Raw genomic sequence first — 12,506 nt, 5'->3', positions numbered from 1 at the left:
TCTCACATCCGCTCTCTTTTCACCCATTCGAAGTTAAACCGTCTAGCACAGTAAAACCTCAGAATGGACGAAAAAACAAAAGGCCGGGAGATGAACCCCGACCTTCCACCATCATCGCCGCCTTCGTGCCAGTACATCCGTGGTCACGCGGGGCAATGACAAAACCTTAAGCAGCGCGCAGGTTGTCTGCGGAGCTCTTGCCAGAACGCTTGTCCTGGACGATTTCGTAGCTGATCTTCTGACCTTCGTTCAGGCCATTCATGCCAGCGCGCTCAACAGCGGAAATGTGAACGAACACATCCTGGCTGCCGTTGTCAGGCTGAATGAAACCAAAACCCTTGGTGCTGTTGAACCACTTTACAGTGCCGGTATCCATAACGATTTCCTTTCAATCGTAGTAAGTTGCCAACCCTGAAATACGGGGTCGGGGGTAGATCGACGTTGAGAGGAAATCAGAAAGAGCTCCAAGTTTTCCGGGAGCTGCGGACGAGTCGCTAGCAAAGTTCGATGAAACTCAAAATAGAGAATAATTGCACTTAAACAAGGGCTGCGCGAAAATATATCCCGGAGAGGCCCAAAGCCCGGGCCTCTCCGGTATTCGTGTTACTCCGCGGCCTCCGCGTAGTCCTCAAGCGGCGGGCAGGTGCAGAGCAGATTGCGGTCGCCATAGACATTGTCGACGCGGTTGACCGGCGACCAGTATTTGTCGACACGGAAAGCGCCCGGCGGGTAGCAGGCCTGTTCGCGGCTATAAGGACGATCCCATTCGCCGACCAGGTCTTCCACCGTGTGCGGGGCGTTCTTCAGCGGGTTGTTGACCCTGTCCATGCGACCGTCTTCGATCGCACGAGCCTCCTCGCGGACTGCCAGCATCGCATCGCAGAACCGGTCGATCTCGGCCTTCGTTTCCGATTCCGTCGGTTCGATCATCAGCGTACCGGCAACCGGCCAGCTCATGGTCGGGGCGTGGAAGCCGCAGTCGATCAGGCGTTTTGCAACGTCGTCGACAGAGACGCCGGCTGAGGCGTTGAGCGGGCGGGTGTCGATGATGCACTCATGCGCGACGCGTCCGCTTGCGGACTTGTAGAGCACATCGTAGGCGCCCTTGAGCCGAGCTGCGATATAGTTGGCGTTGAGGATCGCAACCTTCGTCGCCTGCGTGAGCCCTTCGCCGCCCATCATCAGGCAGTAGGACCAGGAGATCGGCAGGATCGAGGGAGAGCCGAACGGCGCCGCCGAAACCGCACCTTCGCTGCCAAGTTCTCCGGCCCATTGCGGGTGACCGGGCAGGTGGCTTGCCAGGTGCGCCTTGACGCCGATCGGACCCATGCCGGGACCGCCGCCGCCATGCGGAATGCAGAACGTCTTGTGCAGATTGAGATGCGAAACGTCGGAGCCAATGTCACCGGGGCGGGACAATCCGACCATGGCATTCATATTGGCACCGTCGAGATAGACCTGGCCGCCATTGGCATGGGTGATCTCGCAGATCTCCTTCACCGTCTCCTCGAACACGCCGTGTGTCGAAGGATAGGTGATCATGCAGCAAGACAGATTTGCCGCATGCTGCTGTGCCTTGGCACGGAAGTCTTCGAGATCGATATCGCCGTTCTCGAGCACTTTCACGACCACGACCTTCATGCCGACCATCTGGGCCGAGGCAGGATTGGTGCCGTGCGCGGAGGTGGGGATGAGGCAGACGTCGCGATGCGTATCGCCATTGGCGATATGATAGTTGCGGATCGTCAGCAGGCCCGCATACTCGCCCTGCGCACCGGAATTCGGCTGCATCGAGAAAGCATCGTAACCGGTGATCTGGCAGAGCTTTGCCGAGAGATCGTCGATCATCTCCTTGTAGCCGAGCGCCTGGTCGACGGGCACGAACGGATGGATGTCGGAAAACTCCGGCCAGGTGATCGGCAGCATTTCAGCCGTCGCGTTCAGCTTCATCGTGCAGGAGCCGAGCGGGATCATCGCGCGATCGAGCGCCAGGTCGCGGTCCGACAGGCGGCGGATGTAGCGGGTCATCTCGCTTTCGGCGCGGTTCATGTGGAAGATCGGATGGGTCATGTAATCCGATTTTCTGAGAAGTGCGTTGGGCAGGCGGTATTCGACCGCGAAGTCCGACACATTGAAGTCGCCGCCGAATGCGCGCCAGACGGCTTCCAGCGTTGCCGGGCGGGTGCGTTCGTCGAGCGACATGCCGATCTTGGTTTCACCGACCTTGCGCAGGTTGACGCCTTCAGCAACGGCCGCCCGCATGATCACACCCTGCATGTGGCCGACCTCGACAGTGAACGTGTCGAAGAACGTATCGGGTTCGATCGTGTAGCCGAGCTTTTCGAGGCCCTTGGCCATCAGCACGGCTTTCTTGTGGACAGCCTGGGCAATCGCCTTCAGGCCTTCCGGGCCGTGGAAGACGCCGTACATCGAGGCCATGACGGCGAGCAGAACCTGCGCCGTGCAGATGTTCGATGTCGCCTTCTCGCGGCGGATATGCTGTTCGCGGGTCTGCAGCGACAGGCGGTAGGCACGGTTGCCGCGGGCATCGACGGAGACGCCGACGAGGCGGCCGGGCATGGCGCGCTTGTGCGCATCCTTGACCGACATGTAGGCCGCGTGCGGGCCGCCGTAACCGACAGGCACGCCAAATCGCTGCGACGAGCCGATCGCGATATCCGCACCCATTTCGCCGGGCGATTTCAAAAGCGTCAGCGCCAGAAGATCGGCCGCCATAGCAGCGACCGCACCGGTCTGGTGCAGGCGGGAGATAAGGCCCGAGAAGTCACGCACTTCGCCGTTCGTGCCGGGATACTGGAAGATCGCGCCGAACACGTCGACCGGGTCGAGATCGGTCATCGGATCACCGATGATCACGCTCCAGCCGAGCGGGGCTGCACGTGTCTCGATCAACGCAATCGTCTGCGGATGACAGGCGTGATCGACGAAGAAGGCGGTTGCCTTCGACTTCGCCTGACGCTGGCAGAGCGCCATGGCTTCGGCAGCAGCTGTGGCTTCATCGAGCAGCGAGGCATTGGCGACGTCGAGGCCGGTCAGGTCGCAGATCATCGTCTGGAAGTTCAGGAGCGCTTCGAGGCGGCCTTGAGAGATTTCCGGCTGGTAGGGCGTGTATGCCGTGTACCAGGCAGGGTTTTCCAGAATGTTACGCTGGATGACAGGCGGCGTCACGGTGCCGTAATAGCCCTGTCCAATCAGCGAGGTCAGCACCTTGTTCTTGTTGGCCGTCTCGCGCAGCTTGTCGAGCGCTTCGCGTTCGGTCAGCGCCGCACCCCAGGTCAGCGGGTTCTGCTGACGGATGGAGGCCGGAACGGTGGCATCGATCAGCGCGTCGAGCGACTTGTAGCCGATCACGGCTAGCATATCGCTCATCTCCGTCGGGGAGGGACCGATATGGCGACGGTTGGCAAAGTCGTACGGGTCGTAGTCGGTGAAGTGGAAGTCGGTCGAGTCACTCATCCGATCAGTTCCTTATAGGCAGCTTCGTCCATCAGCGCGTCGGCGTCGGCTACATTCTTGAGCTTCAGCTTGAAGAACCAGCCGGCAGCCTGCGGATCGGAATTGACGAGCGACGGGTCGTCGACGATCGCCTGATTGACTTCGGTGACTTCGCCGTCGAGCGGCGAATAGACGTCGGAGGCTGCCTTGACGCTTTCGACGGTTGCGGCATTGCCGTCCTTCACCAGCTCGGCACCGACTTCTGGCAGTTCGACAAACACGAGATCACCTAGCTGCTCGGCAGCATGGGTGGTGATGCCGACGGTGGCAACGCCGTCTTCGAGTTTCAGCCATTCGTGTTCGGCGGTGAATTTCAGCATGGGAATGTCCTCTTAAGGAAAGCGTGAATGGGGATGACGTGGGGGGGAGGCCGGGGGTGGGGCCAGGCCTCCCGCGCGTGTTTATCGCTTGTAGGTCGGCGTGATGAACGGCAGCGCGGCCACCGTCATCGGCAGGTATTTTCCCCGGACTTCGGCGAAGACCTGCGTACCTGCTGCTGCATGACTGACGGGAACGTAGCCCATGGCAACCGGACCTTCGACCGTCGGGCCGAATGTGCCAGAGGTGACTTCGCCAAGTTCCTGCAGCCCGTCCGCATCGGCAAACAGTTTCGCATGCGAACGCACAGGCGCCTTGCCTTCCGGCTTCAGGCCGACTCGGCGACGGCTGATGCCATCAGCCAGTTCGGCGAGGATGCGGTCCGCACCCGGGAAACCGCCTTCACGGTCGCCGCCGGCCTTGCGCGCCTTCTGCAGCGCCCACTCAAGCGACGCTTCGATCGGCGACGTCGTGGTGTCGATGTCGTTTCCATAAAGACACAAGCCGGCTTCGAGGCGCAGGCTGTCGCGGGCGCCGAGGCCGATGGCTTCGCAGTCGGGATGTTCGAGCAATGCCTTGGCAACTGACACGGCATGGTCTTGCGGGATCGATATCTCGAAACCGTCCTCGCCGGAATAACCGGAGCGCGAGATGATGCAGGGAACGTCGTGCAGCGGCACTTCGCGGACATCCATGAACTTCATCGAGGAGACGCCAGCCCAGAGCTCGGCCAGAACCGCTTCGGCGCGTGGACCCTGGAGAGCGATCAGCGCGCGGTCGTCGAGCAGGGTGACGTCGCAGTCCGGAAGGTGCGCCTTCATGTGGGCAAGGTCGGCATCCTTGCAGGCGGCATTGACGACGACGAGAAGATGATCGCCGCGATTGGTGATCATCAGGTCGTCGAGAATGCAGCCATTTTCGTCGGTAAAGAAGCCGTAGCGCTGACGGCCTTCCTTGAGCGACAGGATGTCGATCGGAACGAGCTTTTCCAGCGCAAGTGCTGCATCTGCATAGTCGCCGGACTTCGCTCTGACGATGACCTGGCCCATGTGGGAGACATCGAACAGACCTGCGGCGGCGCGCGTATGAAGGTGCTCCTTCATCACGCCGAGCGGATATTGCACCGGCATGTCGTAGCCCGCGAACGGCACCATCTTCGCACCAAGCGAGAGATGCAGTGCGTTGAGCGGTGTGGTCTTGAGAACTGAGTGATCGTCCAAAAAGGCGCCTCCAGGTTTTGGGCGCTCGCTGAGTAAAATCAGCTCACACGCCGGCTCTGATCAGGGCGCGGTTACGCGCCTGTTTCGAGCCCCCTCTGTCCTTTTCGCCTGAGATTGTTATCCCTTCGGCGAGCCCCCGATGACGGTTGCTACTCTCCAGAGTTCCGGTTGGTCGCCCGTGGTCCTTTTGCCTGAGAGTTTCCGGGGCGGTTGCTCCTTCGGCACCGCATCGAAGCGGCTTCTCCCAACGGGTATGACGTCCATTATCGAGGAGGCGACAGGTTTGACAAGGGGAGAATGTCGTCGTGACCAAGATTTTTGTCGCACACCATAGAGTTAGGCATCGCGACTGAGTGCCAAGCTTCAAGCTTTCCGGACGTTCAGGAATCTGCTCTACCCGTCGTCTTGAAAGACGATGGGAGGCGTTGTCATGAAATTTCTTGCGACTCTGGCGCTGTTTGCAGCGACACTTGGTGCGGCGGCAGATCAATCCTATGCCCAGGCGGGAGATGCCGGTTCCGGGAATGGTGGCATGCACATGCACGGATCGTCCAATCCGGCGGCCACATCGGGCGCCACAGTTCAACTCGGTATGCTCGAGATTTCCGGCGGTTATGTGCGTGCCATGCTTCCCGGCCAGCCGGTCGGCGGTGGCTATCTCGTGATCCGCAACACGGGCAGCGAAAACGATCGACTCGTCTCCGCCTCATCGCCTCTGTCGCCTGCCGTGGAGATCCACGAAATGTCGATGCAGGGCCAGATCATGAAGATGCGCCGTCTCGAAGGCGGCATTGCGGTCCCGGCCGGCCAGACCGTCGAGTTGAAGCCCAGTGGACTGCATCTGATGTTCACCAAAGTCGAGACGCCTTTCAAGCAGGGCGACAGCGTGCCCCTGGAGCTGACCTTCGAGAAGTCCGGCAGTCTCGATCTCACGCTCCCGGTCCAGGGTTTCCGTCCTGTCAACCAGCATAACTGATCACGCTTGATGTGATCTCAGGCGTAATATCTCGTTTAGCTCCGCCATCTATTCTGCCGATGGTTTGGCTTTGTGGGGACGAAGATCGTGGATATTTCCAGTGCACCGGAACCGGACGCCGGTATTTACCGACGCCTCAGCACGCTCGCGGAAATCGACACGGTTGCCGACGCCTGGCGGGCCCTTGAAAGCCGGTGCGAAGACCGGCTGACCTATTTTCAGAGTTTCGATTGGTGCCGCGGCTGGGTCGCAGCCTTTGCCGGTGGTGGTTCCGCGTTCGAATTCCGGATCGAAACTGTCTGGCGCAACGGCAATCTCGTCGCAGTCTGGCCTCTGATGGTTCAGACCGTCAGCGGCATAAGGGTATTGGAAAACCTCGGCGCCCCTCACTCGCAATACTGCAATCTCCTGTGCGACGACGCCCATCTTGCCGGATTGCTGATGGGCAAGTTGCTGACCCGTATCGAGATGATGCCCGATTGCGATGTCGCGGTCTTTCACCCCGTTCCGCATCAATCCTCGCTGGGTCTCCTGCTTCGCTCACAGCCGACGATCCGAGGCTACGGCGGAAGCAGCGCCGTGCTCGATCTCACGCAGTTTGCCGATTCGGACGCATACCGCTCGCACGGCGGCAAATTGAAGAAGCGCAATCGCAACCGTCGGCGCAACCACCTGGCGCGGCTCGGCGAACTCACCTTCGAGATGATCTGGCCCTCCGATCAAAGGTTTGCCGAATACGTTCGCGAATGTGCGGCGATGAAGCGGGTCTGGCTGCGCGAAACCGGGAGAAGCAGCAGCGGTTTTTCCTTCGATGGCCTGGACGATTTCCTGGCGAGCCTGACGGGTGATGCCGCGTTGCTAGAGGGTGCGTGCCTTTCGATCCTGCGGGCTGGCGATGCAACGGTGGCGATCGAGCTCGGCTTCGTGCGGGCAGGGCACTACTACGCCTATCTTGGCAGCTTCGACTGGAGCCTGCGGCATCTCTCCGCCGGCAAGGTGCAGATGGAAATGACAGTCTGCTGGCTGATCGACAACAGGATCAAGACCTACGATCTTCTCGGCGGCGATGGCGCCTACAAACAATCCTGGGCAAACCAGAAACTGGTGCTGAACGGCTATAGCCTGCCCTTCTCGTGGAAAGGGCGCCTCTACGCGCAGGCTTGGCTTCCGGTCATCCGTCCATTCGCCAAGCGGATGTATTTCACGATACCCGAAAGCTGGCGCCGCTTCCTCAGCGGCATTCAGGGTGTCGGACTTCTTGTACTCGGGGTCTGAAGGTCACTCTTCCGTGTCACGATAGGCGGCTTCGGCCATCTGCAGCGATGCCTGCTGCTGCGGAGGCTGCTGGCCGGCGTCGAGGAAATCGAGAGACAGGCTGGTCGCAAGCGTCATCGCCCCGGTGACCGTCGGATCGGTCGCACTCTGATCACGCGCAGAAGCGCGTTCGGCGACACGTTTGGCCTCACCAATTCTCGCTTTGACGGACAGTTGCGGCGGCGTTCTTAACGTCTCTATGGCGAGCGCTGCCATGCTTGCCGAAATTGTCGTCACCTGAACCATAGCAACCGCCTTCAACCCATTCGGCACATATGTAATATGCGTCGAGTTTGCCGCGATTTAACCGAAATCCCGGCATTTTAACGGTAGGCACGATTTAGGACTTTTCTGGATATCTCGATGATCAATATCATACTTGTCGCACTCGGCGGCGCATTCGGTTCCGTCGCCCGCTACCTCGTGGGCGTCTGGACGCTGCGCCGGTTCGGGCCGAACTTTCCCTGGGGAACGCTGACCGTCAACATCGTCGGCTGTTTCGCAATCGGTTTGCTAAGCGAGGTGATTGCCCGGCGCCTCAACGCCTCGCCTGAGATGCGTCTCCTGCTGGTGACTGGATTTCTCGGCGGCTTCACGACGTTTTCGGCCTTTTCGCTGGATGTCATCTCGCTGTTCGAGCGCGGCGCGACCGTGGCGGGGGCAAGTTATGTCATCGCAAGCGTTGGTGTGTCGCTGTGTGCGGTCTTTGCTGGGCTGGCGCTCGGGCGGGCAATGCTCTAAAGGGCAGGACTGATCACAGATAAGATGAAAGAGCTTTGATGGCAGGCATCGAGCATATCCGCGTCGAGGCGGACGAGGCAGGCATGCGCCTCGACCGTTGGTTCAAGATCCATTTCCCGGGTCTCGGCTTCGGCCCTCTACAGAAACTACTGCGCTCCGGACAGGTGCGCATCGACGGTGGCCGTGTGAAAAGCGACACGCGCGTTGAGCCCGGCCAGATGGTCCGCATTCCCCCGATGGATACCGACGCGAAGAACAGCGGGCCGATCGCGGGCAAGGATCTGAAGCACGCCGGCGACTACGAGCTTTTGCAGCGGATGATGCTGCATGAAGACGACAAGGTCTTCGTTCTCAATAAGCCGGCGGGTCTGGCTGTGCAGGGCGGATCCGGCGTGACCCGCCATATCGACCAGATGATGGATGCCTTCACCAACAAGAGAGGCGAAAAACCGCGTCTCGTCCACCGGATCGACCGCGACACATCAGGCGTCCTGGTTGTTGCCCGAACCCGCGGTGCTGCACAGAAGCTGACCGCGGCATTCCGCGAGCGCGATACCAAGAAAACCTACTGGGCCCTGGTCAAGGGCGTGCCGCGCAAGCGCGAGGACAAGATTTCCAACTGGCTGGTCAAGGAACAGACGCCCGACGGCGACCGCATGCGGATCGCGAGACATGGCGAGGAGGGCGCCGACCACGCGGTCTCATACTACCGCGTTCTGGAAACCGCCGCGCAGACGATGGCGTGGCTGGAGATGGAGCCCTATACCGGCCGTACGCACCAGCTGCGTGTCCATGCGCTGCATCTCGGTCACCAGATCATCGGCGATCCGAAATATTTCGACGACGACCACAACTGGCCGTTCCCGGGCGGCATCCAGAAAAAGCTGCATCTGCACGCGCGCCACATCGACATCCCGCATCCGGATGGCGGTCGTCTGCGGGTCACGGCTCCGCTACCGCCGCACATGGTGCAGTCCTGGAACCTTCTGGGCTTCGACATGGAGAACGGTCGGCGGGAGGATCAGGAATGAAGCTTGTCCTGTTCGACTGCGACGGCACGCTGGTCGACAGCGCCGAACTGATCCACGAGACGATGCTGCGCACCTTCCGTCACTTCGGCAAGGCGGAACCCACATTGGCGCAGACGAAGTCGATCATCGGACTGACGCTCGACATCGCGATCGCCCGCATCGACGGCAAGCCGCATGCCGATGAAGAAGCCGTCGAGATGATGGCCTACTACAAGTCGCTCTTTTCCGTGGTGCGCCAGGATCTCGATTTCCGCGAGCCTTTGTTCGATGGCATAAAGGACCTGATCGAGACGATCGGACCGCGAGACGACCTGTTGATCGGCGCTGTCACCGGCAAATCCCGTCGCGGCCTCGACATGATCATGAACACGCACGGCTATGCAGACCATTTCGTCGTCAGCCGCACGGCAGATGATTGCCCGTCCAAACCCCATCCGGCGATGGTCACCGAATGCTGCGACGCGACGGGCGTGTCGCCCGAAGACACTCTTGTCATTGGCGATGCGATCTACGACATGCAGATGGCAAAGGCGGCCGGTGCAACGGCAATCGGTGTTTCCTGGGGATACGCCTCGGTTGGCGAGCTTCAGAAGGCCGGAGCCGACCACATCGTCCATCATCCAAGCGAATTGCTGCCGTTGATCGGCTGAGGGTTTTCCATGCGCGACATACTATCCGACCCGAACGCCGGTTTGAGCCACGAAGACCCGACCCGGCGGGCACAGATCCAGATGCACAAGCCTCTGCCGAAGCGCTTCTACAAGGAAGTCTCGGTTGAGGCGGGCGAGGGTGACTTTGCTATCCTTCTCGACGGGCGGCCGGTGAAGACACCCGCCAAGAACGCCTTGAGAATGCCGACCACACGGGTTGCCGAACTCGTCCGTGACGAATGGGCATCGCAGGTGGATGTGATCGATCCGCGCACGATGCCGGTGACACGGCTCGTCAACACCGCGATCGACGGCATTGCCGCCGACCCGCAGGCCGTGTTCGAGGACATCCTTCGCTTCTCGTCGAGCGACATGCTGTGCTACCGCGCAGAAACACCTGCAAACCTTACGCTTCGTCAGGCCGAGCAGTGGGATCCGGTCCTGGACTGGGCCGCCAACGCGATCGGCGCTCGCTTCGAGGTGATCGAGGGTATCATGCCCAAGGAGCAGCCTAAGGAAGCGATCGCCGCCCTTTCCGGGGTGTTGCGCAAATATGCGTCCCCGATCGAGCTTGCGTCTCTCCACACGGTGACATCGCTGACGGGCTCCGCAATCCTGGCGATTGCTTTCGCCGAAGGCGAACTCTCCGTCGATGACACATGGCGGCTTGCGCATCTGGAGGAAGACTGGGCAATCGAGCATTGGGGATCCGATGCCGAGGCCGAACATCGCCGCGCAAAGCGGTTCGAAGAGATGCAGGCCGCTGCTGCGGTTTTTGACGCAACCACAGGGCGGATTTAATCCTTCTCTAACCCTGTTGGGGGAAGATCGGTACAGTCTGCGTATCGAGTTTCCCCATGCGTTCCGGTGTCCTGCGCCTAGCCCTGATCTTGACCCTGACGCCATCGCTGATGGCGTTTCGCATGCCGTTGGAAGATGGTGTGCGCGACAAGCTTCTCTACGACGTCAGGGGAGCTTTCGTGACGGCACGGCCCGACGTGCCACAGGGCCTCGTCATTGCCACCGACATGCTGATCGATGAGGCTGTCCGCTCGACGATGCGGCCGAGCATGCTGCCGAGAACCATCATCTCCGTCCGGATCGACCGGGCAGCGCCCGTTCCCGTCGTCTTCGGCCGGCGGCTGGAGGCGAGGGTCACGGTTCAGGCCGTCTCCGTCTCGACAGGTGAACCGGTCGCGACGGGCTCCTTCGAAACGTCGGTCTTCCTCTTCGGCAACAAGGATGCCGATGCAGCTCTTGCCAGAAAGATCGCCGACCGGGTGGCAAGCGAGTTCCGCCTGCGCAGCGGACATTCCGCAACCATCACATCTGCGCTGTTCGAACCCTGATTCTTGACAAAATGCATTTGATTTCCGCAGGCAAACCGAGCTTAACTCGTTTGCTGCCGCGCAGCCGCGGCAATGCCACGAGAGGGATTTGACATGCAGTTTTTCAATAGTCTGGGACAATACCGTCCGCAGGCGCTGGCCGTGCTGAGAATCATTGCAGCCCTGCTCTTCATCGAGCACGGCACTATGAAGTTGTTCGGTTTTCCGGCACCGATGGGCGACGGTGCTTTGCCGCCGCTTCTGCTGATCGCAGCGCTGCTTGAAGTGGTCGGCGGCGCCTTGCTGGTTGTCGGCTTCATGACCCGCCCGGTCGCGTTTCTGCTGTCCGGCCAGATGGCCGTCGCCTATTTCATGGCGCATGCCAGCAAGGGCTTCTGGCCGGCGCTGAACGGCGGCGAAGGCGCCATCCTGTTCTGCTTCATTTTCCTGTATCTCGTCTTCTCCGGCCCCGGTGCCTGGGCAGTCGACAAGAATTGAGATTTTACGCCCGCGGGCGATTGCGCGCGGGCGTCCTGATCCTCGGACGGGAGACTAGGCCAGACGCTCGGCGTGCCAGCGCAGATGGTCGTCCATGAATGTCGAGATGAAGAAGTAGGAATGGTCGTAGCGCTCATGCATCCTGAGCGTCAGAGCAATGTCCTTGCCCTCGATTGCCTGTTCGAACAGCCATGGCCGCAGGCCGCTGTCGAGGAAGTTGTCGGCCTTGCCCTGATCGAGCAGGAATTCCGGAAAATGCGCCCCGTCCTTCACCAGCGCGCAGGCGTCGTATGGCCGCCACGTTGACCGATCGGCACCGAGATACTTTTCGAGTGCCGGCGCAGACCAGTCAGCTGTTGTCGGCTCGACGATGGGCGCAAAGGCCGAGCAGCTCTTGAACCGGTCGGGGTTTTTGAGAGCAATCGTCATGGCGCCATGGCCACCCATGGAGTGCCCTAAAATCCCCTGCCGGCTCATGTCGACGCGGAATTGCTCGCCGATGAGGGCGGGCAGTTCCTGCGTGATGTAGGTGTACATCTGGTAGTTCTCGGCCCAGGGCTGCTGAGTCGCATCGAGATAAAATCCGGCACCCTTGCCCATCTGCCAGTTGGTCGCCTCATCCGCGACGTCGTCTCCGCGCGGGCTTGTGTCGGGGCAGACGATGACGAGACCGAGCTCTGCAGCCAGCCGGCGATACTCGCCCTTGTCCATCACGTTCTGATGGGTGCAGGTGAGACCCGACAGATACCAGAGAACCGGGCACGGCTGCGACACCGCCTGCGGCGGCACGAACACGGCAAAGGTCATATCGCATTTGCAGGCATCCGACGGATGCGAATAGACGCCCTGCATGCCGCCAAATGCGGTGTTCTGTGAGATGATCTTCATCGGTCATGTTCCTCGATGTTGGGACT

14 protein-coding genes and 2 riboswitches are annotated in these 12,506 nt (G+C 60.6%); of the genes, 8 read left to right on the top strand and 6 right to left on the bottom strand.

Features of this window, described 5'->3' with window-relative positions; genetic code table 11:
• Nucleotides 1–166 precede the first annotated feature (166 nt).
• From ACQY1J_RS12770 to gcvT, 4 genes are all read right to left on the bottom strand, one after another.
• On the bottom strand, nt 167–376 hold the full coding sequence (locus ACQY1J_RS12770; RefSeq protein WP_062457081.1) for a cold-shock protein: 210 nt from the start codon (nt 374–376) through the stop codon (nt 167–169).
• Nucleotides 377–603: 227 nt separating this feature from the next.
• Complete coding sequence (gcvP, locus tag ACQY1J_RS12765; RefSeq protein WP_430251782.1) at nt 604–3,477, bottom strand: aminomethyl-transferring glycine dehydrogenase; 2,874 nt, start codon at nt 3,475–3,477, stop codon at nt 604–606.
• Nucleotides 3,474–3,836, bottom strand: coding sequence for a glycine cleavage system protein GcvH (gene gcvH, locus ACQY1J_RS12760; RefSeq protein ID WP_062580646.1), 363 nt, complete (start codon nt 3,834–3,836; stop codon nt 3,474–3,476). Before gcvH ends, gcvP begins: the two co-directional genes overlap by 4 nt.
• Before the next feature lie 81 nt (nt 3,837–3,917).
• The gene (gene gcvT / locus ACQY1J_RS12755) at nt 3,918–5,054 is read right to left on the bottom strand and encodes a glycine cleavage system aminomethyltransferase GcvT (protein ID WP_430251780.1); all 1,137 of its coding nucleotides are present in this window, start codon (nt 5,052–5,054) and stop codon (nt 3,918–3,920) included.
• Between the two features lie 85 nt (nt 5,055–5,139).
• Nucleotides 5,140–5,224: riboswitch (glycine riboswitch) on the bottom strand.
• A riboswitch (glycine riboswitch) is annotated at nt 5,225–5,311 on the bottom strand.
• 173 nt (nt 5,312–5,484) lie between these two features.
• On the opposite strand from gcvT, the gene ACQY1J_RS12750 reads away from it, so the two are divergent.
• Both ACQY1J_RS12750 and ACQY1J_RS12745 read left to right on the top strand, forming a co-directional pair.
• Nucleotides 5,485–6,030 carry a copper chaperone PCu(A)C gene (locus ACQY1J_RS12750; RefSeq protein WP_430251779.1) on the top strand — a complete coding sequence of 182 codons (546 nt, stop codon included), beginning with the start codon at nt 5,485–5,487 and terminating at the stop codon, nt 6,028–6,030.
• A gap of 87 nt (nt 6,031–6,117) precedes the next feature.
• Entirely contained in the window at nt 6,118–7,305 is a 1,188-nt protein-coding gene (locus ACQY1J_RS12745) for a GNAT family N-acetyltransferase (protein WP_430251777.1), read from the top strand.
• Between the two features lie 3 nt (nt 7,306–7,308).
• Here the strand turns inward: ACQY1J_RS12745 and ACQY1J_RS12740 are convergent, their stop codons facing one another.
• Nucleotides 7,309–7,590 carry a hypothetical protein gene (locus ACQY1J_RS12740; RefSeq protein WP_062457067.1) on the bottom strand — a complete coding sequence of 94 codons (282 nt, stop codon included), beginning with the start codon at nt 7,588–7,590 and terminating at the stop codon, nt 7,309–7,311.
• Nucleotides 7,591–7,707: 117 nt separating this feature from the next.
• Here ACQY1J_RS12740 and crcB point away from each other — a divergent pair, with 117 nt between their 5' ends.
• From crcB to ACQY1J_RS12710, 6 genes are all read left to right on the top strand, one after another.
• Entirely contained in the window at nt 7,708–8,085 is a 378-nt protein-coding gene (crcB, locus tag ACQY1J_RS12735) for a fluoride efflux transporter CrcB (protein ID WP_062457064.1), read from the top strand.
• A gap of 38 nt (nt 8,086–8,123) precedes the next feature.
• Nucleotides 8,124–9,116, top strand: coding sequence for an RluA family pseudouridine synthase (locus ACQY1J_RS12730; RefSeq protein ID WP_062457061.1), 993 nt, complete (start codon nt 8,124–8,126; stop codon nt 9,114–9,116).
• On the top strand, nt 9,113–9,766 hold the full coding sequence (locus ACQY1J_RS12725; protein WP_062457059.1) for an HAD-IA family hydrolase: 654 nt from the start codon (nt 9,113–9,115) through the stop codon (nt 9,764–9,766). The genes ACQY1J_RS12730 and ACQY1J_RS12725 overlap by 4 nt, the downstream gene beginning before the upstream one ends.
• Before the next feature lie 9 nt (nt 9,767–9,775).
• Entirely contained in the window at nt 9,776–10,567 is a 792-nt protein-coding gene (locus ACQY1J_RS12720; RefSeq protein ID WP_062457056.1) for an ATP12 family chaperone protein, read from the top strand.
• Between the two features lie 56 nt (nt 10,568–10,623).
• Entirely contained in the window at nt 10,624–11,115 is a 492-nt protein-coding gene (locus ACQY1J_RS12715; RefSeq protein ID WP_062457054.1) for a hypothetical protein, read from the top strand.
• 93 nt (nt 11,116–11,208) lie between these two features.
• Nucleotides 11,209–11,592, top strand: coding sequence for a DoxX family protein (locus ACQY1J_RS12710; protein ID WP_062457045.1), 384 nt, complete (start codon nt 11,209–11,211; stop codon nt 11,590–11,592).
• A gap of 54 nt (nt 11,593–11,646) precedes the next feature.
• Here the strand turns inward: ACQY1J_RS12710 and fghA are convergent, their stop codons facing one another.
• Nucleotides 11,647–12,480 carry an S-formylglutathione hydrolase gene (gene fghA / locus ACQY1J_RS12705; RefSeq protein ID WP_430251774.1) on the bottom strand — a complete coding sequence of 278 codons (834 nt, stop codon included), beginning with the start codon at nt 12,478–12,480 and terminating at the stop codon, nt 11,647–11,649.
• Between the last annotated feature and the right edge of the window lie 26 nt (nt 12,481–12,506).

It is taken from the genome of Neorhizobium sp. DAR64860/K0K1, from assembly GCF_050500205.1.
In the GTDB taxonomy this organism is placed as follows: domain Bacteria; phylum Pseudomonadota; class Alphaproteobacteria; order Rhizobiales; family Rhizobiaceae; genus Neorhizobium; species Neorhizobium soli.
This window is presented reverse-complemented; position numbering and strand designations above follow the sequence as displayed.